Here is a 26171-nt window from a genome sequence, read left to right as displayed (position 1 = left end):
AGGCAGTAAAAAAAGTACTATTATGGTGTTCTAAAACTCAATAACAGTACTATGGATCTTAATATCCGAAAGGGGACAATCTCAAACCTTGAATCGATCCTGAATATCGAGAAAAGTGTTTTTCCTTTATTTCAGCAAAGCTCAAGGCGTACACTGTTGCTTTCACTCAGAAGTAACTTTCAACAGGTATGGGTTGCAGATTGCGCCACTAAAGGGGACAAAGAGGTCTGTGGTGCACTCATTTTGTATGCCTATAAAAGAACTCTTCGGATATATTCGATCGCTACTTCAAAGAATTATCAGGGAAAGGGTATAGGGGATGCCTTGCTTAAGCATGCAGAGTCCATTGCAGGTGACAGTGGATTTGAAAGGATAAGCCTTGAAGCTGAAGCGGCCAATAAAAAACTCATCGATTGGTATAGGAAAAGAGGATTTGAGGTGGTTGAGCTAAGCAGGGATTATTACGATGACGGAATTGATGCTTATAAAATGGTCAAATTTGTATCCGTAAATACGTCTGCGAGCAGGATCAAGAATATAATCGTCACTGACGATCCCGGTTCTCTTAAACTTGATGTAGACAACCTGGACATTGTTTCTTCTAAAGATTACATCACCAATAAAGGGTTGTTTTCAGAGAGAGCCCTGCGGGTCTTTAATTTGTGTAACTCATACCGTTATCAAAGCAAAGGGTATTATGTGTCGTTACTGGCATCTGCAAGAGAACACAGAGCTATACCAAATGTGACAAACATCAGAGACTTGCAAAATATCAGTTTGGTCAGGTCACTGACGGAGGATCTTGATGGACTCATTCAATCAAGTTTGAAGGGGATGAAAGAAAAGGAGTTCACACTGAATATATACTTTAGTAAAACGTTATATGAAGAGTTTAAATTATTGGCGCACAGCCTTTATAATATTTTTCAATATCCTTTATTTCAGGTGGAATTTGAACGAAATGAGAAGTGGGAAATAAAGAAGGTCCGATCATTAAGTCTGAATAAAATTGATCAGGGTGATATTGCACTCGTTCAGGAAATGGCTACCGGATATTTTAAAGCCCGGAGGTATCTAAAGACTAAAATGAAGGCCTACAAATACTACCTGGCTATACTGACCGATCCGGAAGATGAGCATGCGCCTTCAAATCCTAAAGCCCTAAAAAAGCTTCGAAAAGTGGCTGACAAAATGGGAGTCTATACTGAACTCATCACAAAAGACGATTTCAATAAGCTGACCGAGTTCGATGCTCTTTTTATACGGGATACCACAAACGTAAACGATTACACCTATAAATTTTCCCGAAAAGCCTATGCTGAAGGTTTAGCCGTTATAGATGACCCATGGTCTATTTTGAGGTGCTCTAACAAAGTATTTCTTCACGAATCACTGAAATTGAATAAAATTCCAACGCCTGCCACCAAAGTCTTTATCAAAGGCTTGGTTACAGCCAATGACCTGGATACAACCCCAATGCCTGTTATCCTTAAGCAGCCGGACAGTTCATTTTCAGTAGGTGTAATTAAAGTTAAGACAGTCAATGAATTAAAATCATCACTTGACGATATGTTCAAAGGGTCTGATCTGGTGATCGGTCAGGAGTTTTTGACCTCTGACTTTGATTGGAGGATCGGTGTTTTAGATCAAAAACCACTTTTTGCATGCAAGTACTATATGGCCAAAGGTCACTGGCAGATCTACAATTGGAATTCAGGCACCAAGCCTATGGAGGGTAACGCTGAAACCATGTCCATTGATAAGGTACCGGAAAAGGTTATCCGTTTTGCTCTTAAAGCTTCAAAGCTGATGGGGGATGGACTATACGGAGTTGACCTTAAAGAGGTCAATGGTGAAGTCTATGTTATTGAAGTCAATGATAATCCAAATATTGACAGTGGTATCGAAGATAAGGTATTGGGCGAAGCACTGTACGAAAAGCTAATCCATTCATTCATAAAGCGAATTGAAGTTGCCCGGAATATCGATCGGTACACGAGCAGTGAACCGGATCTGATCACGATCACTGAGCCTTAAAATCTCTCAACATCAAATAGGCTCCGGTTAGGGAAAATGCCAAAAGAATCGGTATGATAAAAATGACAGGTATTATATGAAACCCATTGAACCCCATATAGATGATCTTAGATAACAGGGCCGTCATCATAATGCTGAGAAATACCAAGTACACACTTCCGTAAACATAACCTTCCGGTTTTTGCTTGTAGAGCAGGTACCCCAAAAGGAATGATAGCGGAAGCAGAAGGCTGAGATCAACGGCCTGAACTACCAACGTCGTGTAATGCTCTACTCCATCGGGATAGAGAGTTCCGTCCATCAAAGGTGGAACCACTATGCTCAGCCAAAGCAGGGTTATGGCAGCTCCGTTAAGGATCAAAAATATACCACCAAATGAGGTTTTTGCTTTTTCTGAAAAGGCGTACTGCACCTTTTTTAGATTTAACGAATGTAAAGTGAGCAGTAGAACAAAGAATGCAGAGGCGGTCAATAACACATAAGAAAGGAAGAATTCATTGTACATGGCCATCAGCTGATACATCAGGTATGAGACAAAAAAGTAAAATGTAGCACCTGAAAATATCAGTTGGGCTTTTAAAGAACCTTTCACCGCATAGAAAAAGCTGATCACTAATGCCGGTATTCCGATGAATAGGGTGATTATATCCTGTGCGATCCCCTGAATGGCTACCTCAAACGACATATGTTTATAGATGCCGAATCCATAAATAGTTACAGCCTCTCCTCGTATAGATTCATACACGAATTTGCCGGGGCCATCTGAGCTAAAGATCCCAAATAATGCAGAAATACTACTAACGATCACAATTCCTGATACGAGAACAGTAAGTAGTTTTTGATGTTTCATTTGACACCTCTTTAAGTATCATAAGGTGTTTATAGTGCATGAATAACGTATGAAGTTACTCCACCGAATAGAATTTAACGCTTTGGCGCGTGCTCAAAAAAGACATTCATGGAACGTAATGGAGTGGGCGACAGGTAATACTTAAAGGCTTCACCATGAGTAAAACCGGCAAGGTGACCAAAATATCGGGCACGTGCTTCCAGTTGTTTAAAATAATTCTCGGATGAAATGTAAGTTTCCGGTTCGTTGCCCGGTTCTTCCACATTGAATTGTGTATTGAATGCAAGAATTGCCTGTTTTTTGGTTTCCCAATGTTCTGAAATATCATACACAAAATCCGGGTCAAACGGTCTGTCTTGAATGTAATGCAGGATATGTGATGGTCGCCACGGTTCTTGTGGAGTGCCGGCTTCATCAGAAGTTGGGATCTTTTTCAACCCGGAATAAAATAACGCATCAAGTACCAGCGAGGTACCCTTACCGTGGTCAGGATGGCGGTCGAAAGGAGCCCCTGCAATACAAATATGCGGCCGGGTCTTTCGTACTTGTTCAATGATCTTGATCTGATTTTCACGGGTGTTAGGGAGGAGGGAATCTCCCAGGTCCAGGTTGACCCTGAAACTCACTCCCATAACCTCATTCGCTTTTTTAGCCTCTTTTGCGCGGGTTAACTCAGTACCCCGGCTTCCCATTTCACCCTTTGTGAGGTCAATAATGCCTACTTTCTTTCCGGATTTAGTGAGCGAAGCTATGGTACCGCCACAGCCAAGTTCAGCATCATCTGGGTGTGAGGCGAAAACAAGTACATCTAATTTCATAAACGATCAGGTTGCTTATTCTGGTTGGCAAAAAGATAACAGATATTGTTGTGAGGTTCGTAAATAAAAAATCACCTTTTTGGTGCAACGAATTGTTTTTTTATCCGTAACCTTACAACGAACCACGAATAACATATATGAGATTTCTAAATAGTTTTAGTGAGGGAGCCAAGATCGCTTATGGGGCTCTCAAAACGAATAAAATTCGATCCACGCTCACAGCTTTGTGTATCATTATCGGCATCACCATGGTAACTGTGGTGGATTCCGTAACCACAGGTATGGACATTACCTTTGAGAAAAGTATGTCTATGTTAGGGCAAAATGTGGTGTATGTAGAGAAGTGGCCCTGGGGAATGGGAGGTGAGTACAAGTGGTGGGAGTACAGAAACAGGAAAGAAATGGATCTCGATTATATTGAACAAATCCGTGAGTACAGTGAATATGCGACCAATGTGGCGGCATCAGCAAGCCGTGGGGTAAGTGTCAGATACAAAGAAAAAAGTGCGGAATCTGTAGGATTGAATGGGGCCACTGCAAATTACCTTGAAATTCAGGGTTTGAATATTGAAGACGGTCGAATGTTTGTGGATCAGGAGGTAAGGACGGGGTCAAATGTAGCGGTGATCGGTAACACTCTGAAAGAATCGTTATTTGAACTTGAAGTTCCCTTAGGTAAACAGATCCGCTTAGGGGGAAAGAGATTTACTGTGGTTGGAGTACTTGAAAAGCAAGGCAAGTTCATGGGACTGGAGGATACGGACAACCGGATCATTATTCCGATCTCAGCCTATCAAAATATATATGGGTTAAGAAGCGGTTTACAGATCGGGGTCAAATTTGAAGATCAACAAGCCATGCTGGAGGGAGAATATGAGCTTGAAGGAATTATGAGAAGAATTCGGCAACTTGATGCAGCAGAGGATAATGACTTTTCTTTGAATAAGCCTGAAGCCTTTAAGGAACAGCTGGCCGGAATGAAAGCCGGTATATATGCAGTGGGTTTTATTCTAAGTGGTTTATCCCTTTTGATTGGGGGTATCGGGGTTATGAATATTATGTTCGTATCGGTCAGGGAAAGAACCAAAGAGATCGGAATCAGGAAAGCTGTGGGGGCTAAATCATGGGAGATCCTGCTTCAGTTCCTGATGGAGGCCATAGCCATCTGTTTGCTTGGTGGTGTGATCGGTGTGGCGTTAGCAGGTGGATTAACTATTTTGATCAATCAGGCTTTTGTTGCAGTCATGAATGTTGGTGTAGTAATTCTCGGATTCAGCATCTGTACGGCTGTTGGAGTGTTATTTGGATTTATCCCGGCCTATCGTGCAGCTAAATCAGACCCAATTGAATCCTTAAGGTTCGAATAATATGCAGATAAAAGAAACGATTAGTCAGGCTTACGATTCGATCAAAGCCAATAAACTCCGCTCAGGTCTTACATTACTGGCTTTGGTCATTGGTGTATTTTCAGTGATCGTCTCTACAACAGCGGTGGCTGTGTTGGATAATTACTTCAAGAACACGATGAGTATCATGGGAAGTAATGTGATCGTCGTGACCAAAACCCCAGCTGTACAGATGGGTTCTCTGGATGAAGATGTGCGCAACCGTAAAGATATTACCTTTGAAACTGCAGAGCGACTTGAAGATCAGATGCAGCTTGGACGAGGCATGAGTCCTGATGAATATTTTGACACAGCTGAGATCTCCTTCATGGAAAACGAAACAGAGCCAAATGTCGGTGTAAGAGGGAGTAATGAGAATTACCTTGATAATAATTCATATGAGATAGATGAGGGTAGAAACTTTAACAGTGATGACATTCAATATGGCAGGAATGTGGTAATTATCGGTAAAGATGTATCCAATGTTTTGTTTGATACCCAGTACCCGATCGGGAAGGAAATCCGGTTCAAGGGAAAACCATTTCAGGTCATTGGAACCTTAAAGGCCAAAGGCCAAATATTCGGGCAATCATTTGACAACTTTGTGTTGATCCCATACACCACAGCGATGAACATGTACGGTAAAAATCGCAGTATCTCAGTTCAGGTAAAAGCACCGGAGATCGACTTGATCGAACGCACGGTTGATGAGATCACGGGTATTTTGCGAGTGATCAGAAAGGTAAATCCCGGAGAGAATAATGATTTTGAGGTTTCAACCAATGAAAGTCTGGCGGGTACTTTCGATACGTTTACCTATGCGCTCTTTGTTGGGGGTTTTGCAATAGGTTTTATAACCTTGCTGGGAGCAGGTATCGGGGTCATGAATATCATGCTGGTATCTGTATCGGAAAGAACCCGCGAGATTGGAATCAGGAAAGCTGTTGGTGCCACGCGCAGGGCCATAACCAATCAATTTTTAATGGAAGCCGTCTTCATTTGTCAGCTTGGAGGTATTATCGGTATGATATTTGGGATTGGTGTCGGGAACCTGATGGCAGTTTGGATCGAGACCGAAGTGGTAGTACCTATCTGGTCGGTAGTTGGGGGATTTGTAGGGATGCTGATCATCGGACTTTTGTTCGGGGTTTATCCGGCATTTAAGGCAGCTAAGCTGGATCCGATAGAAAGTTTACGGTATGAATAACTTTTTGCAATTGATCGATTTAAGCATCCGTTTCAATTTGTTATATTAAAAGAAAAAATAGGGCAATGATATGAACGAAGAGATCCTGCAAAATTTAAATGAACGCTTAGATAGTGCAATTGAACGGGGACGGGTTATTCTGGAAGATGAAGAGCTTCAGATGAGACTCGATGAGATCAAAAACAGGACGGAAGATACGATCCGTCGTAATCCAATTAAATCTGTAGTATTAGGGTTAGCTGTTGGATTTGTGGTTTCAAAAATTTTCACTTCTGAAGATTAAGGTATCATGGATGACCTGGGAAAACGCATCAAGCACGTGACTCACGAGCTTAAAGAATATGTAGAAAAGAGGATGGAGCTTACCATTCTGAATATCAGTGGTGAGATCACCTATTGGGTAGGAAGGTCGGTTCAAAGTTTGGTCGGATACACGATCCTTGCACTCGGATTGGTATTTGCATTGATCGCCATGTCCATTTTTATTGGGGATCTGGTTGGGGAAGAATGGGCCGGATTTGCCATTGTTTCTGCGCCTATCATACTTGCCGGATTGGTTTTGGTTATCGCCAAGCCTAAATCGATCGTTAAAAAAATTCAGGATCAGATGCTTGATGAACTTCTGACCTCTATTGAGAAAAAGGAATTGGAAGAAAAAGCAATGCTCACCGAAAAAACTTCTAACAAAGAATCCGAGAATAATGTCTGACGCTAAATTGTCAAATCTGGAAAAGAAGAAAAAAGAACTGGAAACCGAACTGGCCAACATTCAGTCCGATCTGGATAGATCTATCGACGATGTGAGGGAAGGGGTTTCATCCAATATGGATCCAAAGAATATAATTCGAAGATATCCGCTTCCAATTGTCGGAGCTTCAGTTCTTCTGGGATTTTTCCTGGGCAGAGACCGCAAGAATTCTTCGGGTTTATCATCAAACACACAAAGCGGGAGCAGTGTAACTGATTCCGGCATTTCGCGTGAGATCAAAAAGGTGCTTGCAAAAAAAGGACTAAGCTTACTCTTAGACTACCTGGATGAAAAAATTGCTGAATTAAAGCATAAAGACACATCTGACCGAAATTGATCCGGGGTTAAAATCTGTTCTCACCTGTAAAAGGATATAAATTTCGAAAATAGGGCAACTAAAGTGTAACTATTTTCGTCCATTATCGTGTACCAACCTGTCAACACAAATCGAATATTAATCATGAAAAGATTTTTACCATCATTACTGTTATTTGCTCTGCTGTTTGTTACCCACAGCGCCGTTGCGCAAGACTCGCGCACCATCACACTTCAGGAAGCCATAGATATTGCTCTTGAAAATAACTATCAGCTAAAGCAGGCTAAGAATAATCTGGACCTGGCTGAATACAGGGTAAAAAGTGAATATGCAGATTTTCTTCCGTCCGTGAACAGCAGTATCAACGGTTCACGAAGAACCGGTCAGCAGTTTATTTCCGATCGTTTTAGTGAAGGCCTTGACCCATTTGTTGATATCACTTCAAAATCGATCTCAGGTAATATGAGTGCCAATATTCCGGTATTCAGGGGATTTGAGAATATAAATTCACTTAGAGCGAGTCAGCAGTCTAAGATATCTGAAGAAGAAAGTTTTCAAAGAGCAAAAGAGCAGGTGATCTTTAATACTGCTTCTAACTATTTGCAGGTATTGTTAGCCATGGAGCTGCTGGAGATCAGAAAGGAAAATCTTGAAAATTCCCGCAAGCAATTAGAGCAGGTTCAGGCTCAGGTGGAAGTAGGATCCCGACCAACGGTTGATCTGTACAATCAAGAGGCTCAGGTAGCCAACGATGAGTTATTGCTCACCCAACAGGAAAACACCCTGAAGTTCAACAAATTATTATTGATCCGTCAGCTTCAGATCGATCCTCTGGGAGATTATGAATTTGAGATCCCGGAAATTGAAGCAGAAGTATCATCAGCCAGTATGCAAAGTTACTCTCTAAGTGAACTGATCGATCAGGCTTTACTTAGCCGTTCTGACCTGAAAAGTGCTATTGCTAATATCAGAACCTTAGATTATCAGCTAAGTATAGCCAAAGGAAGTTTATATCCATCGGTTTCCGCCAGCTTTGGACTCTCAAGTTCATATAGTGATCAATACTCAGTACTTGGCGAAAGTGTTGGGTTCAGCGATCAGTTCTTTGATCAGCGTATTAACCGTTCACTTGGCTTTTCCGTAAGTATTCCACTGTTCCAGAACTGGAACCGTATGACGAGCATTCAGTCAACCAAAGTTCAGCTCAAGAATGCTGAGTTGAATCTTGATAACTCCAGATTGCAGGTTATTCAGGAAGTAACACAGGCCTATAACGATTACAGCTCTTACGTTCAGCAGTTATCTGCATCCGAGAAATCACTGAAAGCCAGCGAACGCGCCTTCGAAACTCAGCAGGAACGCTATAATGTTGGGTCGAGCACGCTGATCGAATTAAGTCAGGCTCAGGCCAACTATGTAAGTGCTCAGTCTGACTATACACAAGCTATTTACAATCTCATCTTCCAGGAAAAACTTCTGGATTATTATCTGGGTAAACTCAGTAGTGAGACCGTAGAATTTTAATTAACGCACACGAACTGACAGGTTAGGTACACATATGTCGAATAAAAGATCATCTGCAAAGAAACCCCTTTTCTGGATACTTGGTGTTTTAGGTATTGTAATTGCGGTAGGGTTGACTCTGCGATTCACCGGTGTCATTGGAAATACCAATGAAGGTAAAGAAGTAGAAACAGCCACGGCTAAACTTAAAACGATCACACAACTGGTTTCGGCCTCCGGAAAAGTTCAGCCCGAAATTGAGGTTATCATCAGACCGGATGTATCAGGTGAGATCATAGAACTGGCGGTAAAGGAAGGTGATTTTGTGCGTCAGGGAGATCTTCTCGTTCGTATCAAACCCGATATTTACCAGGCCCAGATCGATAACCTGAATGCGGCACTGTTAACTCAGCAGGCTCGGCTTGAGCAAACCCGTGCTGCTCTCATTAGAGCTGAGGCGGCCTACGAAAGAGATAAGCAATTATATGAGAAAGAACTGATCTCTGAAATGGAATACATTCAAACCAAATCAGAGTATGATTCTCAGAAAGCCAGTCTGAAAGCAGCTGAATATCAGATCGAAAGTGCCGAAGCACAACTTCGTCAGGCTCGTGAAGAATTGGAACAAACGGTGATCAGAGCTCCACAAAATGGTACGATAACCGGTCTTGCCGTAGAAGAGGGGGAACGAGTGTTAGGAAACTCTCAGATGGCAGGTACCGAAATGATGCGTGTTTCTCTTCTTGATCGAATGGAAGTACTGGTTGAAGTGAACGAAAACGATATCGTAAACGTGAATTTTGCTGATACTGCCCGTATTGAAGTGGATGCCTATCCTGAACGCATGTTCAAAGGTGTGGTAACAGAAATTGCTAACTCCGCCAGAATTACGGGAAGCGGAACTAACGAACAGGTGACCAATTACTCGGTTAAAGTTCGAATTACAACCCCTCACAATCTGGATAGCAGTCCTGAAGAAATGGTCAGAACCGAAGCTTCGGAAGATCCTGAAGAGATGTTCGTTCCAAACTTCAGACCAGGTATGTCGGCCACCGTTGATATTGAAACACAAACCGCTGTAAATGTGGTTTCTGTACCCATCCAGTCGGTGACCGTTAGAGATTTTGCACTGGACTCCGACTCAACTGAAACTAACAGTGATGAAGCTGAAATGATCATGGCTTCTGATCAGGACAATGACATGATGATTGAACAGGAAGATATCCGAAAGGTCGTATTTGTAGTTGAAGATGGAAAAGCGGTGCGTAAAGAAGTTGAAACCGGTATCAGTGATAATACCCACATACAAATACTGGCCGGAGTGAATACCGGTGAAGAAATTGTCACGGGAAGTTACCGCATGCTATCTAATCAGTTGCAAAACGGCGATAAGGTTACAGTAAATAATTCAAAAACGATAAATAATTAACAGGATCAGATTATGTCCAAAAAGCCTGTCATACAAATTTCAGATCTAAGAAAAGTCTACCAGATGGGGCAGACTGAAGTACATGCCCTTGCCGGTGTGACCTTTGATATTCTTGAAAACGAATATATAGCTATCATGGGCCCATCGGGATCTGGGAAATCGACCCTGATGAATATGATAGGTTGCCTGGACACCCCAACATCCGGCGATTACATACTGAATGGAAGTAATGTAAGTAAGATGGATGATGCGGAGCTGGCTGAGGTCAGAAATCGTGAGATCGGCTTCGTGTTTCAGACATTTAACTTGTTGCCGAGAACGTCCTGTCTGGCCAATGCTGAACTTCCGCTAATCTATTCCGGAATGAAATCAGCTGACCGTAAAGAACGCGCCAGAGATGTATTGACCAAAGTAGGCCTTGGAGACAGGATCGATCACAAGCCAAATGAATTATCCGGTGGTCAGCGTCAGCGTGTGGCTATTGCAAGAGCCCTGGTTAATAATCCCTCTATTATTCTGGCGGATGAGCCTACCGGTAACCTTGATACCAAAACCGGGGAAGAGATCATGATGCTGTTTGAAGAATTATACCGACAGGGGAATACATTGATCGTGGTAACGCATGAGCAGGAAATAGCAGATCATGCCCGTAGAATCATTCGCTTACGCGATGGTGTGATCGAATCGGATACCAAAGTTGAAAATCCTGTTCTCGAACATATGGAGGTAGCTGTTTAACTTACTGTTGAACCGTAACTGACATAGAAATTACTTAACATAAAAAAAGGCGCTGATTCAGCGCCTTTTTTGTTATACGGAATTTATTTCATCAAATTATCTAATGCTCAATCCAATACCGGCATTTGCCGTGAAGTAATTGGCAAGGGTCGCTTCACCATAGATAGCAAGAAAGCCCAGTTTTAGTCTGAATCCTGCCAGGGCATGTACCGAAGTCTCACTGTCCATTGAAAACCCAATGGGATCTGAAACTACGATGTAATCATCACCGGGGGTAAGAGGGTTATAAGACGGAACAGGATAGTCTCCATTCATATTCAGATCAAAGGTCGCTTTCTGATATCCCAAACCACCATATACACTTACAAAAGGTAAAGATTTACCCACCAGTGCATTCAACACAAAGGTCTCGGTATCTGTAACCACTTCCTGTGAACTAAAGTCTGGGTTAGGATTTGAGGTCAGATTTGGATCATTCGGGTCGCGGGTACCGTCTGCGGGCAGTTCAAGTCCGGCATCAACACCAATTTTGTTGTAACCAAGCATCACTGAGATATCCACAGGCAGAACATTACCACCGGGTAACCATTGGGTGATATCATGCTTGATGGCTCCGCCAAATACGCTGAATTTTCCAAAATCGCTGATGTCGGTTTCAGGAAAATATCTGATACTGATATCCGTGTTCTTGATCAATCCGATGTTAGCCTGAATGGTAGGTGCAGGCACAAATGCGAAACCGGTTCCTTCCGGCATGTTGAACCGAGTGAGCTCATTCCCATTACCGTCCGAAACGATCATTTCAGGTCCCGGTGAATCATTACCGGCAATAGTGGGAGTGATAGGGCTGTTTCCCGGAGCTACCTCCATATTGGTCAACCCCAGTGTAGAAATATCAAATTCCTGATCAGAAGATGGGACAATAGCCAGTGAAGAACGGATCTGTAAACTGAACCCAAGTTTCTTTTTTGGAGCTGCTTCCTCACTCCAGCCTGCGTTCAGACCGGTACCAAATCCGGTGGGAAAAGGTTTGAGGTATTCCTTGGTCAGAATGGAAGCATCATCTGCACCCGCTCTGAGGAAAGCTCCAATATCACCCAGTTGGGCATATACCGTTCCGGTTGCAATAAAGGCCATGATCATACAAGAAAAGCCAATTTTTAGAAAACGTCTGTAGAAGTGTAGCATAGATTCACCTGATAGTTATTATTTGTTACGTGTAATATCTGTAATTATAGATAGAGACAACATTAAGAGTTGAGATAACCTGAAACGTTACGAATTTGTCATAATGAGTCCAGCATATTCAGGTATGACTGATATCTGCTGGTTGCAATTTCTCCGTTCTCAAAAGCCTCGGCCACTCCACACTTAGGTTCGTGGTTATGTGTACAGTTATGAAATTTACAATGTTCCCGGGGTTCCAGCATTTCAGGAAAGAAGAGAGACAGCTCCCACGGCTCAATGTTCACCAATCCAAATTCACGTATTCCGGGCGTATCGGCTATATATCCACCAAATGAAAGGGGGATGAGCTGAGCAAAGGTAGTGGTATGTTTGCCCTTGTTGGAGAAATCAGAGATCTCACCGGTTTTAAGCGTATAATTGGGGTCAACGGCATTGATGAGACTTGTTTTACCGACTCCGGAAGGTCCAATAAAAGCAGAGGTTTTGTCCTTCAGAAGTTCCTTAAGGGCTTCCAGTGAATTACTATCTTCAATACTTGTTAACAGAACCGTATATCCCAGACCGGTATATAGTACTTTTAATTCCTGAGCGAATTCTTTGCCACCTTGCTTAGCCAGATCCATTTTGTTGATGATGATCACAGGTTTCACCTCATATGCCTCGCAGGTAACCAGAAAGCGGTCAATGAACCCTTCTTTTAAGCGAGGTTTTTTTATGGATTGAACCACGCATGCCTGATCAAGATTTGAAACCAGTATTTGTTCACCTCGTTTACCGTGTGTGGCCTGTCGTGTAATGTAATTTTCCCGGGTATCAATGTGCTCGATGTTACCGGTGCCATCTTCATTTACAGATATTTCCACATGATCACCGACTGTGACAGGGTTAGTCACTTCCTTTTCATCCAGGCGAAAACGACCGGGTAAACGGCTTTCCACAATTTCTTCCCCGGTATCCACAAGATACCAGCTGCCGGTTGATTGTATGACTCTTCCTTTTTGCATGCGCCAAAAATACGGAACAAGAGGGGATTAACAAGAACAAATCATAAGTAATGACTAAAGAGATTATAAAATGGACTCTTGATCATATTTAGGCTAATTTTTGAGAATGATCCACATAATTCTGCACTTTATCATTCCTATCCTGATCGGATTTACTTGCTACAACAACAGATGGAAGTTTGCCTCCCTAATCATGATCATAACGATGGCGGTTGATGTGGACCATTTGCTTGCTGACCCTATTTATGACCCGACACGGTGCTCGATCGATTTTCATCCGCTACATACCTATGAAGCGATCTTTTTCTATGGCCTGATGTTTCTGATTCCTTTGTACTACAAAAAAAGATCAGATACCAAAATTACACACGACAGGTTGGAAATCGTTGAGTTGGCAGGTCTTGGACTGATCATCCATATGGTTTTGGATGCCATAGATTGCTGGGTTTGATTCATACTTTGAACTCTATCCCATAAAAAAAGGCAAGTCTGTAAAGACTCGCCTTTTGAATTTCTGTGATCAGTGTGATCACTGATCCTTTTTACTATCTCTGCTTGCTACTTCTACGTCGTCAGGTAGTTTTCCATTATTTCCGGAAACAGCAGCTTTATGTGCGTCACTTACTTTGAAGAACTCCTTCGGTTCGATCTCAGGTTTATCCTCAAGCACTACATCCAGCAGGGGATCCATGCGTTCAAGGTATTGAACCTCCAGGTCACCAAGTACATCTTCTTCTATCTCAGCTACATCTTTCTCATTTTTCTTGGGCAGAAGGACTTTTTTGATGCCGGCCCGTTTGGCTGCCAATACTTTTTCCTTGATACCTCCAACAGGTAAAACAAGTCCACGCAAGGTGATCTCACCCGTCATGGCGATCGTTCCTCTTACTTTCCTTTGTGTAAAGATAGAGGCAATAGCAGACATCAGCGAAACACCGGCAGATGGACCGTCTTTAGGTACCGCACCAGCCGGTACGTGAACGTGAAGGTCCCAATATTTAAAGGCTTCTTCCGGGATCCCGATCTCATCAGAGTGTGCTTTCAGATATGAAACCGCCAGCATGGCTGATTCCTTCATGACATCACCCAATTGACCGGTGATATTAAGTTTTCCGGAACCTTTTGAGACACTTGCCTCAATGAACAGGATGTCACCACCATAAGGGGTCCATGCCATACCGGTAGCCACACCTGGAACGGTAGTCCGTTCCGCGGCATCACTGAAGAATTTGCGTTTACCAAGAAATTCTTCAACATCATCTACACCCACGTCAAACTTCTCGATCTCGTTTGAAGCGATCTTAGCCGCAACACCACGACAAACACCTGCGATCTGACGCTCCAGGTTTCGTACACCGGATTCACGGGTATATTGATCGATAAGACGTTCAATGGCTTCATCAGAGATCGTGATCTGATCTTCTTTAAGTCCGTTTTCCTCTACCTGTTTAGGTATGAGATACTTCTTGGCAATCTGTGTCTTTTCCTCAAGGGTATATCCACTGATATTGATTATTTCCATTCGGTCGCGCAAAGGAGCCGGAATGGTATCCAATGAATTTGCCGTGGCGATGAACATGACCTTGGAAAGATCATACTCCAGTTCCAGGTAATTATCAGTGAAGGTATCATTCTGTTCAGGATCCAATACTTCCAGCAGGGCAGAGGTAGGGTCACCACGATAATCAGCTCCAACCTTATCGATCTCATCCAGCATGATCACAGGATTACCTTTTCCTGCTTTTTTCATGGATCGGATGATTCGTCCCGGAAGGGCACCGATATACGTTCTGCGGTGACCGCGTACTTCAGCTTCATCACGGATACCACCCAGACTGAATCGCTCAAATTCACGATTCAAGGCTCTTGCAATGGATTTACCAAGTGAGGTCTTACCAACACCCGGAGGCCCATAAAAACAAAGGATAGGAGCCTTCATGTCTTTTTTCAGTTTCAATACGGCCAGGTACTCAACAATACGTTTTTTGACTTTTTCCAGTCCATAGTGATCCTCATCGAGCACTTTACGGGCAAATTCAAGATCCAGCTTATCTTTGGAAAATTCATTCCACGGCAGGTCGAGGATCCATTCCACATAACTGTAAATGATACCATAATTAGGGGAGGCGCTTGGAGTCATTTCCAAACGCTGTAATTCCTTTTCAGCTGTTTCACGGACTTCCTTAGGTAATTTCTTTTTAGCCAGACGCTCACGCAGCTTTTCAATATCCTGCTGCTCGGCATCTTCACCCAGTTCTTCCTGAATGGCTTTCATCTGTTGACGGAGGTAGAATTCCCTCTGTTGATCGTCAATATCAGATTTTACTTTTGTCCGGATCTTCTCGCTCATATCAAGAACCTGAACTTCCTTCTCAAGGAATTCCATGACCTTGTCCAGATTGTCTGAGAACTTTCGGATTTCAAGCAGGGTCTGCTTTTCATTTACCGAAACATTCAGGTTAGAGGAGATGAAGTTTAGCAGGAAGGTCGGGCTGTTGATATTATCAACGGCAATAGAGGCTTCCGAAGGAATATTCGGGGACATATTGATGATCTTTGCCGCTGTTTCCTTGATGTTGCGAACCGAGGCATCAAGTTCAACTCCCTCGATATCCATTTCTTTAGGATATGGTTCAACATCAGCCTTGAAGTAAGGATTACTTTGAGTGAAATTCTTGACCTTGAAATTGGATTTACCCTGGATGACAATACTTTTACTGCCATCGGGCATTTTGATCAATTTAAGTATCTGGGCAACGGTTCCAACCGTATGAAGATCCTTATATTCGGGTTCTTCTATATCCTCGTTCTTTTGTGTTACCACACCGATGATCTTATCGCCTTCGTAGGCTTCCTTTACCAGGGCCAAAGATCGATCTCTGCCAACAGTAATGGGGACTACAACTCCGGGGAACAGTACGGTATTCTTCAGGGGTAAAATAGGGAGGGATTCAGGAATTTCAGCTTCAGTCAGCTCTCTTTCCTCTTCCTCAGACATTAACGGTATTGCCTGTTCAAAATCATCGAAATTGTCGTCAGAATCACTCAAATTTTGAAATAGCTCAAAACGTTGTTTCATAGGTTGTTTATTCTAAAAAAAGATTTTTTTGTTTTTATTCATTAGGCAAATACAAAGCCATTTTATGGCATGGAAACAAACCGTCATATGTACCCGCTGCCTGTCAGGAAAGTAGGGCAAAGTGTCAGTCTTTAAAAATGAATTCGCAGTGCGGAAACCACGCCTCCCGTTAAAGAAGGTCGCTCTGACAGGGAATTGGGTTTAAACATAGCCGCAACGGAAATATCGAATCGCTCGCTCTCATAAGCGGTACCTGCACTTATGAAATCCGGTCTTTGTGCTTCAAATCTGATTCCGCCACGCAGAGGTAAAAAAGAAAATGGACGTAATTCCATTCCAAAAGAAGATATCAGTTTGGTTGAGTTGAAGGCGTTGTTGGTAAGGCCAACGCTGACATCCGCCATCAGTTTCAGTCGGTTAATTTCAAGTAAGGCGCCGCCGTGAAGAGCCATGGGTAACAGGGTAGAGAAGGTATTATCTTCAGGTGTAGGGCTCGTGCTAAATGGATCGGACTCACCGAACATATCTATAAAATGAAGATATTGACCTTTTGATCCATTGAAGGATTCATTGGCCGTGGTGGTTGGGAGCGTCGCATTTTGTGTGGTATCAGATGGGGTTGATATCGATAGGTCATCGGTAAAGTATGAAACCAATCCAATATCGGTCATAGCGAATGACACCCTAAGTGAGCGTCGTGTTGGTTGACCGTCTCTTCGGATGGCGGAGAGGTCATCACCCAGTGAAACCAAATAGGTAACTCCGATATCAAGTCCGGCACCAACTCCATTTATATCAAAAGGATCTTTAGTAAAAACCTGATTCGACTGTCTGATCGTGTTACCGTTTAAATACCGTGTTGTTGCTTTTGCATGTTCCCCTGTGGCACTGTAGTAAAAGCTTTGTGTGCGTTCTGCGGAGGTGTTGTTAACCGACCGGTACTCGTTATTCCATTCGGCATTTTCGTATTCGGTTCCAATGATCACTTTTGGTGCTATACCAATTATAAAGTTATCAAGCCGTGAGGTTAATCCGGTTAAGAAGTCAAAGGATTCTGAGTATCCAAATGAGATCTCGTACATACTCTGCCGGCGATAGATGAGTGAACGGTCCACCAGGTCTTGGCCTTCAGAGTTGGTCTTGTAATTCGTATCAAACCACCCAAGCCCGACATTATAGGAACTGGAAGTTCGGCTTCTCAAAGCAATGGCATAAGAGCGGTCGTTTCGGTGCCATTTTACTCCTGCAAGCGTGATATCTGACCGGACCCTGTTGCTTGAAAGGGTTGAACGCCCCGGGTAATTATTATCTAAAATGTGCTGCCTTTGGGTATTGTCAACTGTAAGAGTTCCGGGCCGGTAGATCTCGAAATGATCTTTGATGTGATCAAATTGAGTTGTGATCGATTTATGGTTGATCAATTGATCAGCATAAACACCTGAGACACCAAGTCCTACGGTAAACGTTCTGTCCTTATCAAGGATCAAAAGGTTAGCGGGATTGTAGAAATTTGCATTGAAATCAGTGATATAGGTACTTCCGCCACCTCCTAAAGCCATGTTTAGGGGAGTTAGAACAGGCTGGGCCAGGCCCAGGGTATATCCTGATAACATAATAAGCAGTGCTGTTAAAACCTGCTTCATTTAACCTTCCTTCGCTGATAAAATAACTAATCTATTACCTGAAGAGGAGCCGCCTTTAGCATGAGTTTCTTTTGTCCTCTGTTCTTAAAAAATACAACAACTTTTGCATCTGTGCCTGATCCCGTTCTTGAAATGATCTTACCGGGACCAAATTTTTTGTGCAAAACATGAACGCCCACCTGAAACGGATCCTCACCTTCCTCATAATCATAATGGATCGTGGCAGAGGGAGATTTATACGTTTTTTTCGTTTGGTCTTGTTTCCAGTCGTATTCTACTTCATAATTTGAGGAACCGGAATTACTATTATTATTGAACCGATCTTTCTTTTGGGTGATGGTGGCACCGGTTTCCGTTTGAACCACGCCGGGATCCACTTCATCCAAAAATCTGGATCGCGCCTGCCGGGTTTCTTCACCAAATTTAAAACGGCTTCTGCAGTGACTGAAGTACAAACGTTGTTCGGCCCGGGTAATTGCCACATAAAATAATCGGCGTTCTTCTTCTATATCCACATCAAAATTATTGCGTGCCCCCATTGGGAATAGGTTTTCCTCAAGACCCACAATAAAGACCACAGGGAATTCGAGTCCCTTGGAAGCGTGCACGGTCATTAAGGTAATGGCCGGTTTATTTTCGTCAAATTTATCCTGATCCGTAATGAGGCTTATTTCCTGTAAAAAGGCACTTAGGGAAGCATTAGACTTTCCTTTCTCGAAATAGGAGATCGCATTCTGAAGTTCTATGATGTTATCACGCCGCATCATGGATTCATGGGAATTCTCTTCCACCAATGCCCGCATGTAGCCGGACTGTTCAAGAACAGATCGGGTGGTATCGGTCAGAGTGGCTCCGTTTTCAAGGTTGTGCCGCAGATTGTTGATCATATCCACAAATTCACGCACCCGGGCTTTGGCCGGCTTGTACACATCAAGTTGTTCAACATTCTGAATAATGCTCCAGATGGATGAACCTTCTTCACGGGCTTGTTTTATTAGATCCTGTATGGATTTATTACCGATTCCCCGACTCGGCTCATTGATGATCCTTAAAAGATTGGTTTCATCGTGCGGGTTCACCAAAAGGGTCAGATAGGCCAGTACATCTTTGATCTCTTTACGTTGGTAGAAAGAGAGTCCGCCCACCAACTGATAGGTCAGGTCCTTTCGTCGCAAAGCCTCTTCAAACACCCTCGACTGATAATTGGTGCGGTAAAGGATCGCAAATTCGTTGTTTTTATATCCCTCTCGCATCTTCAGGTTTTGAATGTGACTGGCAATACGATTGGCTTCATCCCGTTCATCGAAATTCTCGAGAAGGGTAATACGCTCTCCGTAATCCTGTTCGGTCCACAGGGTTTTATCGAGCTGTTTGGTGTTTTGCTTGATGATGGAATCCGCACACTGCAGAATTGCTTTGGTGGACCGGTAATTCTGCTCTAAAGGAACCTGAGTCGCATCTTCATAATCTTCCTTAAAGTTCAGAATGTTGGAAATATCAGCGCCTCTGAACGAATAGATACTCTGGGCATCATCCCCAACCACACAAATATTTTCATACTTATCGGCGAGCATCCTGGTGACTTTGTACTGTGCATGGTTAGTATCCTGATACTCATCGATGAGGATATATTTGAACCGGTCCTGATACTTCTCAAGGATCTCAGGATGCTTCTGAAACAACTCGATCGGTTTCACCAACAGATCGTCAAAATCCATGGCATTACTTTGTTTGAGCCGTTTATTATAGATCTTATAGACCCGTGCGGTAATATCATCCAGTGTACTGCTGATGAATTTCTCCTGAAAGGTATCGGCAGTGATCAGCTGATTCTTTGAATCACTGATCTTATTGTGGATGGTTTTCGGTTTGATCTCCTTTGGATCGAAATTCAATTCCTGAAGGATCTGCTTAACCACCGTTTGTGAATCATTGGAATCATAAATGGTGAAATCTGATCCATAACCGATCTTATCGGCTTCAAATCTCAGGATCTTTGAAAAGATAGAGTGGAAGGTACCCATCCACAATTTAGTGGCCTTATCACCGATCAGATTTCGGATTCGCTCTTTCATTTCACGGGCTGCCTTATTGGTAAAGGTCAGCGCAAGGATCTGCTCAGGAGCGGCTTTATATTGTTGAAGTAAGTATGCAATGCGATAGGTCAGAACCCGTGTTTTTCCTGAACCGGCTCCGGCTACGATCAGCAGGGGGCCGTCGGTATGCGTTACCGCTTGCTTCTGCTGTTTATTCAATGAAGCCAAAAAATCAGGCCGGCCCTTGGGTTCTTCAGATGGAAGTGAAAATGTTTTCATAAAATATAATTTACCACTCTAGTGGAAAACGGAAGTGGGTTTTACAACTCATAAGTTAAATTTATTTCCGACACACATCCCTCTGCTTTGGTTGCTGAAGCAACAAAGCGGTCTCCCTTCAAAGGGAGAATTACTTGATACTAAGATTTAAAATGATCAAAACTAACAGGTCGATACTACATCTAAAATCCACTAGGAATAATTCCCTCTTTGAAGAGGGACCGAAAAATCAGCGTGCTGATTTTTCAGGGGGATGTGAGTGGGGCTGTCAAGTCTGATTTCCTCCAACTCAACTTTCAAAATCCTTAAGCTGATCCTTAAGTTTTAAAAGGCTTTCTTCGGTGTCTGCCTTCTTTTTCTTCTCTTTATCAACGACGGCTTCCGGAGCATTATTTACAAATCCGGCATTGTTTAATTTACCGTTTATGCCTTTCAGGAAACCTTCCAGCCGGTCAATCTCTTTTTGGATACGCTCACGCTCTTTCTCAAAATCCACGAGTCCTTCCAGCGGTACATAGATCTCATTTCCATCTACCATAGAGGAGGAGTAAACCTTGGGCTTTTCAACCCGTGTGCCTACTTCAAGACTTGAAATGCTTTCCAGTTTTTCCAGCACAATTCGGTTCGCTAAAATTGATTGAGCGGTCGATTCGTCTTTCGTGTTGATGAAGACTCTTAAATCTTCTTTTGGCGATACGTTGACCTCAGAGCGGATATTTCGCAGTGATGAAACCATTTCCTGAAGTACCGCAAAGGTTTGAATATCATCTTTACTCATCAGGGATTCATCCACTTTGGGCCATTCAGTAACCAATAAGGCTTCTTCAGTGGAACGCTCCTGAATATGCTGCCAGATCTCTTCACTGATGAATGGCATGAAAGGATGGAGGAGTTTCATGAGCTGCTCAAAAAATCCGAGCGCGGTGTTTAGTTTTTCCTTTGGAATATTTTGTCCGTATTCCTCAGGTTTAGCCAATTCAATGTACCAGTCACAGAAGTCATCCCAGATGAGTGAATAGATCTTCTTGATCGCATCGTTCAGCTTGTAGTTATCAAAATCTTCATTCACCCCGGAAATGGTTTCCTGAATACGGGCAGCCATCCAACGATCGGAAATATCCTCTTCGTTGATCTCCGAAGTCGGCTCGTAATCCGCACCCTCTTCCATATTCATAGTCAGGAAGCGGAAGGCATTCCAGATCTTATTACTGAAATTCCGGCCTTGTTCACAAAGCTTTTCATCGAAGGGGAGGTCGTTTCCGGCAGGTGTAGCAAAGAGCATTCCCATGCGAATTCCATCCGCACCATATTTGCTGATCAGTTCGATCGGATCCGGAGAATTCCCGAGGCTCTTGCTCATTTTACGGCCTTTCTTATCACGCACAATACCGGTGTAATACACATTATCGAACGGTTTGTCGTCCATGTACTCATAACCGGCAATGATCATTCGGGCTACCCAGAAGAACATGATCTCAGGGGCTGTAACCAGGTCTTTGGTCGGGTAGTAGTAATCTAATTCCTTATTCGGCTTTCGCTCCCCATATTCTCCGATATATTTCGGATCAAAAACAGAGATCGGCCATAACCAGGAGGAGAACCAGGTATCGAGCACATCTTCATCCTGACGGAGGTCCGATACTGTAAGATCTTTATTGCCTGACTTTTCCTGTGCTTTTGTTAGGGCTTCCTCTTCTGTTTTAGCCACTACAAACTCGTCATCGCCTTCACCATAATAATAAGCAGGGATCCGATGTCCCCACCAAAGCTGACGGGAGATACACCAGTCACGTACATTCTCCATCCAGTGGCGATAGGTATTCTTGAATTTGGCAGGGTGAAACTCAACCGTGTCGTCCATGACGTTTTCGAGGGCAGGTTGTGCCAGCTCTTTCATGGAAACCCACCATTGAAGGGATAGTCGCGGTTCGATCACAACGTCGGTTCGTTCCGAATAACCGACTTTGTTCTTATAATCTTCTACTTTCAGCAGGAGTCCGACTTCTTCCAGGTCCTTGGCTATTTGTTTACGAACCTCAAAGCGGTCCATCCCGATATAAAGCTCACCGTCTTCACTGACCGTTCCATCTTCATTCAGCATGTTGATGGTTTCAAGGTTGTGCTTTTGACCGAGATTGTAGTCATTTTCATCATGAGCCGGAGTTACCTTCAGGCAACCGGTTCCAAATTCCATGTCCACATAATCATCCTGAATGATCGGTACTTCACGATCTACCAAAGGAACTATGACCTTCTTTCCGTGAAGGTGTGTGAAACGTTCATCCCCAGGATTTATACAGACCGCAGTATCACCAAGAAGTGTCTCTGGCCGGGTCGTGGCTATCGTGACAAAGTCATCCTCGCCAACGATCTTATATTTGATGTGATACAACTTGGAATTGACTTCCTTATGAATAACCTCCTCATCACTAAGGGCGGTTTTGGCAGCCGGATCCCAGTTGATCATCCTTGCACCGCGGTAGATCTTTCCTTTCTCAAACAGGTCAATAAATACATCGATGACGCTTTCGGAATACTCGGGATCCATTGTGAAATTGGTACGATCCCAGTCACAACTGGCTCCTAATTTTTTGAGTTGTTCCAGAATGATGCCGCCATGCTCGTGTGTCCAATCCCAGGCGTGTTCCAGAAATTCATCCCTTCCGAGATCGCTTTTTTTGATGCCTTTCTCACGAAGTCTTCGAACCACTTTAGCTTCAGTAGCAATGGATGCATGATCGGTTCCGGGCACCCAGCAGGCATTATAGCCTTGCATACGAGCTCTGCGGACCAGTACATCCTGAATGGTATTGTTGAGCATGTGTCCCATATGTAGCACACCCGTAACGTTGGGAGGAGGGATGACCACGGTAAAAGATTCTCGTTCATCCGGCTCAGAATGGAAATAATTGTTTTCCATCCAATGCTGATACCATTTATCCTCAACTTTGGAGGCGTCGTATTGTGCGGGAATTTCTTTACTCAAGTCAACAATGTTTTTAACCACAGAGGGCACTGAGGTGCACAGAGTGGTAGAATTATTAATTAATTACTCTTTTAATGCCATTTTTCATCAACGAAACGTTGAAGTTTAGAAGCAACCCAAGTGGAAAATTTCCTAGTTTCAGATAGCTGAGAACTTGGGCAAAATGAACTTTATTAAGATTTTCAACTGCTTTTAGTTCAAGTACTAATCTTTTTTCAACCAAGAGGTCGATCCTGTAGCCACAGTCAAGTTCCACGTCTTCAAATTTAATTGGAATAGGCTTTTCTTTTTCGACCAGTAGACCCTCTTTTCTCAAAACATAAAATAAGCACTCTTGGTAAGCAGATTCCAACAAGCCGGGGCCAAGTTCTTTATGAACCCGAATGGCTGAACCAATCACTTTATCAGTAAGCTCATCCAAAAGTATCATTGATAGTATATTTAGAAAATAACGGTACATAAGGGAATAGAGTTTTGAGCAAACCTACTCATACTCAGTGTCACTCTGTGCCCTCCGTGGTTAATTATTTCACTCGTTTCAGCAGCACACCAAAGTGACCGTCACAGCCATGCTTATGAGGAAGTGTTTGATAGGAAAGTTTATCTTCAGCAAGCACTTCTTCAGGTAGATAATCATCTAACGGCTCCAGCTCAAAGTTGTCATACTTCTCGAGGAACTTCGTTATCTGTTCCATATTTTCTTCCGGTTCAAGAGAGCAGGTGCTGTACACCAATCGGCCACCACGTTTTACCATGTTGGCAGCTTCTTCCAGTAATTCCTCCTGAAGGGCAACGGCATTTTTCAGTCCTTCTTCATCACGTCTCCAACGAAGGTCGGCACGTTTGCTAAGAACACCGGTTCCTGTACAAGGGGCATCCAGAAGCACGGCATCAGCAAGACCAAGGTTGACTTCACGAACATCTCCACCACGGATCTTGATATTTTCGGCTCCATAATTCAGGGCACTTTCAGCCAGTTTCTGTAGCCGTTCGGTCGATATGTCCACAGAAGTGATCTCACCCTCCGCCTGCATCAGGTCAGCCATCATAATTGATTTGGTACCGGGAGCTGCACACAGGTCAAACACTTTTTCGCCGGGTTGCGGGTCCAGAACCGTAGGCGCAAAACCTGCGGCAATATCCTGAACCAGGCAAATTCCTTTTCCAAGTAACCCTTTTTCAATAAAAGGTTGAACCGATTCTACACGATAGTAATAAGGCAGCCAGTCACTTGCTTCATAAACCACATCCATTTTGTCCATGCGAAGCTCAAAATTCTCCGGCTTGGTACGCAGGCTATTTACTCTAACATAGTAATGAGGGCGTGAATTATTAGCCTGCATCAGCTGAAAAGCTTCCCGCTCACCAAATCGTTTTCTCCATCGGGCTACCATCCACTCAGGGTGTGAAAAGGTGGTGGCAACTAACTTGTTTCGGTCTTTAAAAGCCGGTTTAGGAAGATTTTCACGATCTCTTTGCAGGTTACGCATGATCGCATTGACCAGGTCTCCGGTTTTGGAACCGAGTTTCATTTTAGCGATCTCAACGGCTTCATTGATAGCGGCGTAGTCAGGCGTGCTATCCATAAATAGCATGTCATAAATGGATAACCTGAGAATATTCTTTAATCCCGGTTTCATTTCTGCCACTGAAACGCTGGAAAATTCATCGATCAAAAAATCCAGATAACTTCTTTTTCTTAGGATATTCTGTACGTATTCACGTACCTGAGCACGTTCGCGGGTTTCGAGTTCATCCGCTTTAGAATAATCCAGTCGACCGTTTTCGTCGAAATCAATGAGAATGTCTACACTTACTGAGCGTTCTGATAATTCAGTTTCCAAAGGAGTCAGATTTTTAAAATTGTGGTTGCCTGCTATAAAAAAAGGTGATTGTAGTCACCTTCTGCACATAGATAAATTCGTTGCATGAAACCAATATTCCTATGTGGCTTCAATAGCTTCGAAAGATAAAATTTTAACGCGGGACTTGCTAATGATAAGTAAGCTGTTTTTGTAGGTTTTTTATTGGTAATCGATATTGTCGCTCTGTAACCATAAGCTATTTCTCGGTCTGACGGCTAAAGTCCGTCTGACCGATGGTTGGATTCTACCTGCCAAGCCTGCCATACATTAACCTTATTACGGTGCTCTGCTCCGTAATGCCCCACCGAGGCTCTGCCTCACGATGTATGCCAAGGCTACTGATCTAATCTATCCCAAACTCCTCCGCGGCTAAGTCCATACAATGAAGCTCCAATCCCAAAATCTAATCTACAGTCAAAAGTAGGTTGAGGCAGAGCCTCACATGGAAGTTCCGCAGCAGAGCGGCGGAACCAGTACGTATCTTTTTATAGAAAATTTGTAAGGATTTGCAGTGTAAGAGCTCTTACTAAATAAAAAGAGCCAACAAAGGAAGAAGTCGCTATAAATTTCACGAAGACCACTATCCATATTTTATCACAAGTTCTACTGTTGAGTGGTACCCTCTATTCATGGATACAAAGATTTGTGAAATCATACTCGATGCACTGAAATATGTACAAGAAGAACATGATATAACATTGTATGGGTATGTTATCATGCCCAATCACATTCATATGGTTGTAGAGGGTAAAGCATTATCTGCCCGACTCAGAGCGTTCAAATCATATACCGCTCGAAGTATTATTAACTATCTAAAAGCGAACAAGAAGACAAGGACGTTAGACCAACTTAAGGCAGGTAAGCTGGATAATCATAAAGACAGTGAATTCCAGGTGTGGCAGGAGGGTTTTCATCCCAAACAGGTTTCAACTCAAAAAATAATGAGACAGAAGATCAATTACATTCACTATAATCCGGTGAAATCCGGTTTCGTTTCTTCCCCGTTATATTGGCGATATTCATCGGCATTAAATTACGAGGGTGAAGAAGGTTTGATCTC

At 43.1% G+C, this 26171-nt stretch carries 21 protein-coding genes; 11 read left to right on the top strand and 10 right to left on the bottom strand.

Going from position 1 to position 26171, the window contains the following annotated elements:
- The first annotated feature begins 51 nt into the window (after window positions 1–51).
- A complete protein-coding gene (locus C3B73_RS00475) occupies window positions 52–2037 on the top strand; it encodes a GNAT family N-acetyltransferase (RefSeq protein ID WP_103663669.1) in 1986 nt (661 codons plus the stop codon).
- Here C3B73_RS00475 and C3B73_RS00470 read toward each other — a convergent pair.
- Both C3B73_RS00470 and bshB1 read right to left on the bottom strand, forming a co-directional pair.
- Window positions 2024–2887 carry a hypothetical protein gene (locus C3B73_RS00470; RefSeq protein ID WP_103663668.1) on the bottom strand — a complete coding sequence of 288 codons (864 nt, stop codon included), beginning with the start codon at window positions 2885–2887 and terminating at the stop codon, window positions 2024–2026. The two genes, C3B73_RS00475 and C3B73_RS00470, sit on opposite strands and share 14 nt — an antisense overlap.
- A 74-nt stretch (window positions 2888–2961) precedes the next feature.
- Entirely contained in the window at window positions 2962–3705 is a 744-nt protein-coding gene (gene bshB1 / locus C3B73_RS00465; RefSeq protein ID WP_103663667.1) for a bacillithiol biosynthesis deacetylase BshB1, read from the bottom strand.
- A gap of 137 nt (window positions 3706–3842) precedes the next feature.
- Between bshB1 and C3B73_RS00460 the strand changes: the two genes are divergently transcribed.
- From C3B73_RS00460 to C3B73_RS00425, 8 genes are all read left to right on the top strand, one after another.
- Window positions 3843–5072, top strand: a complete 1230-nt coding sequence (locus C3B73_RS00460) for an ABC transporter permease (RefSeq protein WP_103663666.1) — start codon at window positions 3843–3845, stop codon at window positions 5070–5072.
- Between the two features lies 1 nt (window position 5073).
- Window positions 5074–6297: an ABC transporter permease gene (locus C3B73_RS00455; protein ID WP_103663665.1), complete on the top strand. Its 1224-nt coding sequence runs from the start codon at window positions 5074–5076 to the stop codon at window positions 6295–6297.
- Between the two features lie 70 nt (window positions 6298–6367).
- Complete coding sequence (locus tag C3B73_RS00450) at window positions 6368–6580, top strand: hypothetical protein (protein ID WP_103663664.1); 213 nt, start codon at window positions 6368–6370, stop codon at window positions 6578–6580.
- A 6-nt stretch (window positions 6581–6586) separates the two neighbouring features.
- The gene (locus C3B73_RS00445) at window positions 6587–7006 is read left to right on the top strand and encodes a phage holin family protein (protein WP_103663663.1); all 420 of its coding nucleotides are present in this window, start codon (window positions 6587–6589) and stop codon (window positions 7004–7006) included.
- Window positions 6999–7382, top strand: a complete 384-nt coding sequence (locus C3B73_RS00440; RefSeq protein ID WP_103663662.1) for a hypothetical protein — start codon at window positions 6999–7001, stop codon at window positions 7380–7382. Before C3B73_RS00445 ends, C3B73_RS00440 begins: the two co-directional genes overlap by 8 nt.
- Before the next feature lie 123 nt (window positions 7383–7505).
- Entirely contained in the window at window positions 7506–8885 is a 1380-nt protein-coding gene (locus C3B73_RS00435) for a TolC family protein (RefSeq protein WP_103663661.1), read from the top strand.
- Between the two features lie 34 nt (window positions 8886–8919).
- Window positions 8920–10293: an efflux RND transporter periplasmic adaptor subunit gene (locus tag C3B73_RS00430; RefSeq protein WP_103663660.1), complete on the top strand. Its 1374-nt coding sequence runs from the start codon at window positions 8920–8922 to the stop codon at window positions 10291–10293.
- A 12-nt stretch (window positions 10294–10305) separates the two neighbouring features.
- Window positions 10306–11031: an ABC transporter ATP-binding protein gene (locus C3B73_RS00425; RefSeq protein WP_103663659.1), complete on the top strand. Its 726-nt coding sequence runs from the start codon at window positions 10306–10308 to the stop codon at window positions 11029–11031.
- A gap of 96 nt (window positions 11032–11127) precedes the next feature.
- On the opposite strand, the gene C3B73_RS00420 is transcribed toward C3B73_RS00425, so the two are convergent.
- Both C3B73_RS00420 and rsgA read right to left on the bottom strand, forming a co-directional pair.
- Window positions 11128–12219 carry a DUF6588 family protein gene (locus C3B73_RS00420; protein ID WP_103663658.1) on the bottom strand — a complete coding sequence of 364 codons (1092 nt, stop codon included), beginning with the start codon at window positions 12217–12219 and terminating at the stop codon, window positions 11128–11130.
- Between the two features lie 98 nt (window positions 12220–12317).
- Complete coding sequence (gene rsgA, locus C3B73_RS00415; protein ID WP_103663657.1) at window positions 12318–13223, bottom strand: ribosome small subunit-dependent GTPase A; 906 nt, start codon at window positions 13221–13223, stop codon at window positions 12318–12320.
- Between the two features lie 106 nt (window positions 13224–13329).
- Here rsgA and C3B73_RS00410 point away from each other — a divergent pair, with 106 nt between their 5' ends.
- Window positions 13330–13674 carry a DUF6122 family protein gene (locus tag C3B73_RS00410; RefSeq protein WP_103663656.1) on the top strand — a complete coding sequence of 115 codons (345 nt, stop codon included), beginning with the start codon at window positions 13330–13332 and terminating at the stop codon, window positions 13672–13674.
- Window positions 13675–13752: 78 nt separating this feature from the next.
- Here the strand turns inward: C3B73_RS00410 and lon are convergent, their stop codons facing one another.
- The 6 genes from lon to rsmB form a co-directional block, all read right to left on the bottom strand.
- The gene (lon, locus tag C3B73_RS00405; RefSeq protein ID WP_103663655.1) at window positions 13753–16302 is read right to left on the bottom strand and encodes an endopeptidase La; all 2550 of its coding nucleotides are present in this window, start codon (window positions 16300–16302) and stop codon (window positions 13753–13755) included.
- A gap of 131 nt (window positions 16303–16433) precedes the next feature.
- Window positions 16434–17945, bottom strand: a complete 1512-nt coding sequence (locus tag C3B73_RS00400; protein ID WP_157939378.1) for a DUF5723 family protein — start codon at window positions 17943–17945, stop codon at window positions 16434–16436.
- Window positions 17946–17971: 26 nt separating this feature from the next.
- Window positions 17972–20260 (bottom strand): ATP-dependent helicase, encoded by a 2289-nt coding sequence (locus tag C3B73_RS00395; protein ID WP_103663653.1) that lies wholly within the window; start codon window positions 20258–20260, stop codon window positions 17972–17974.
- Window positions 20261–20549: 289 nt separating this feature from the next.
- Window positions 20550–23246, bottom strand: a complete 2697-nt coding sequence (locus C3B73_RS00390) for a valine--tRNA ligase (RefSeq protein ID WP_103663652.1) — start codon at window positions 23244–23246, stop codon at window positions 20550–20552.
- Between the two features lie 55 nt (window positions 23247–23301).
- On the bottom strand, window positions 23302–23676 hold the full coding sequence (locus C3B73_RS00385) for a GxxExxY protein (RefSeq protein WP_232802875.1): 375 nt from the start codon (window positions 23674–23676) through the stop codon (window positions 23302–23304).
- Between the two features lie 94 nt (window positions 23677–23770).
- The gene (rsmB, locus tag C3B73_RS00380; protein WP_103663651.1) at window positions 23771–25090 is read right to left on the bottom strand and encodes a 16S rRNA (cytosine(967)-C(5))-methyltransferase RsmB; all 1320 of its coding nucleotides are present in this window, start codon (window positions 25088–25090) and stop codon (window positions 23771–23773) included.
- 551 nt (window positions 25091–25641) lie between these two features.
- Between rsmB and C3B73_RS00375 the strand changes: the two genes are divergently transcribed.
- Window positions 25642–26171: REP-associated tyrosine transposase (locus tag C3B73_RS00375; RefSeq protein ID WP_103663727.1), on the top strand; the 530-nt coding region annotated here is incomplete at its 3' end.

The sequence above is a fragment of the Gracilimonas amylolytica genome, from assembly GCF_002911695.1.
Lineage (GTDB): Bacteria > Bacteroidota > Rhodothermia > Balneolales > Balneolaceae > Gracilimonas > Gracilimonas amylolytica.
This window is presented reverse-complemented; position numbering and strand designations above follow the sequence as displayed.

Coding starts and splice junctions, on each gene's coding strand:
- C3B73_RS00475 (WP_103663669.1), top strand. CDS start 52: ATGGATCTTAATATCCGAAAGGGGACAATCTCAAACCTTGAATCGATC.
- C3B73_RS00470 (WP_103663668.1), bottom strand. CDS start 2,887: ATGAAACATCAAAAACTACTTACTGTTCTCGTATCAGGAATTGTGATC.
- bshB1 (WP_103663667.1), bottom strand. CDS start 3,705: ATGAAATTAGATGTACTTGTTTTCGCCTCACACCCAGATGATGCTGAA.
- C3B73_RS00460 (WP_103663666.1), top strand. CDS start 3,843: ATGAGATTTCTAAATAGTTTTAGTGAGGGAGCCAAGATCGCTTATGGG.
- C3B73_RS00455 (WP_103663665.1), top strand. CDS start 5,074: ATGCAGATAAAAGAAACGATTAGTCAGGCTTACGATTCGATCAAAGCC.
- C3B73_RS00450 (WP_103663664.1), top strand. CDS start 6,368: ATGAACGAAGAGATCCTGCAAAATTTAAATGAACGCTTAGATAGTGCA.
- C3B73_RS00445 (WP_103663663.1), top strand. CDS start 6,587: ATGGATGACCTGGGAAAACGCATCAAGCACGTGACTCACGAGCTTAAA.
- C3B73_RS00440 (WP_103663662.1), top strand. CDS start 6,999: ATGTCTGACGCTAAATTGTCAAATCTGGAAAAGAAGAAAAAAGAACTG.
- C3B73_RS00435 (WP_103663661.1), top strand. CDS start 7,506: ATGAAAAGATTTTTACCATCATTACTGTTATTTGCTCTGCTGTTTGTT.
- C3B73_RS00430 (WP_103663660.1), top strand. CDS start 8,920: ATGTCGAATAAAAGATCATCTGCAAAGAAACCCCTTTTCTGGATACTT.
- C3B73_RS00425 (WP_103663659.1), top strand. CDS start 10,306: ATGTCCAAAAAGCCTGTCATACAAATTTCAGATCTAAGAAAAGTCTAC.
- C3B73_RS00420 (WP_103663658.1), bottom strand. CDS start 12,219: ATGCTACACTTCTACAGACGTTTTCTAAAAATTGGCTTTTCTTGTATG.
- rsgA (WP_103663657.1), bottom strand. CDS start 13,223: ATGCAAAAAGGAAGAGTCATACAATCAACCGGCAGCTGGTATCTTGTG.
- C3B73_RS00410 (WP_103663656.1), top strand. CDS start 13,330: ATGATCCACATAATTCTGCACTTTATCATTCCTATCCTGATCGGATTT.
- lon (WP_103663655.1), bottom strand. CDS start 16,302: ATGAAACAACGTTTTGAGCTATTTCAAAATTTGAGTGATTCTGACGAC.
- C3B73_RS00400 (WP_157939378.1), bottom strand. CDS start 17,945: ATGAAGCAGGTTTTAACAGCACTGCTTATTATGTTATCAGGATATACC.
- C3B73_RS00395 (WP_103663653.1), bottom strand. CDS start 20,260: ATGAAAACATTTTCACTTCCATCTGAAGAACCCAAGGGCCGGCCTGAT.
- C3B73_RS00385 (WP_232802875.1), bottom strand. CDS start 23,676: ATGATACTTTTGGATGAGCTTACTGATAAAGTGATTGGTTCAGCCATT.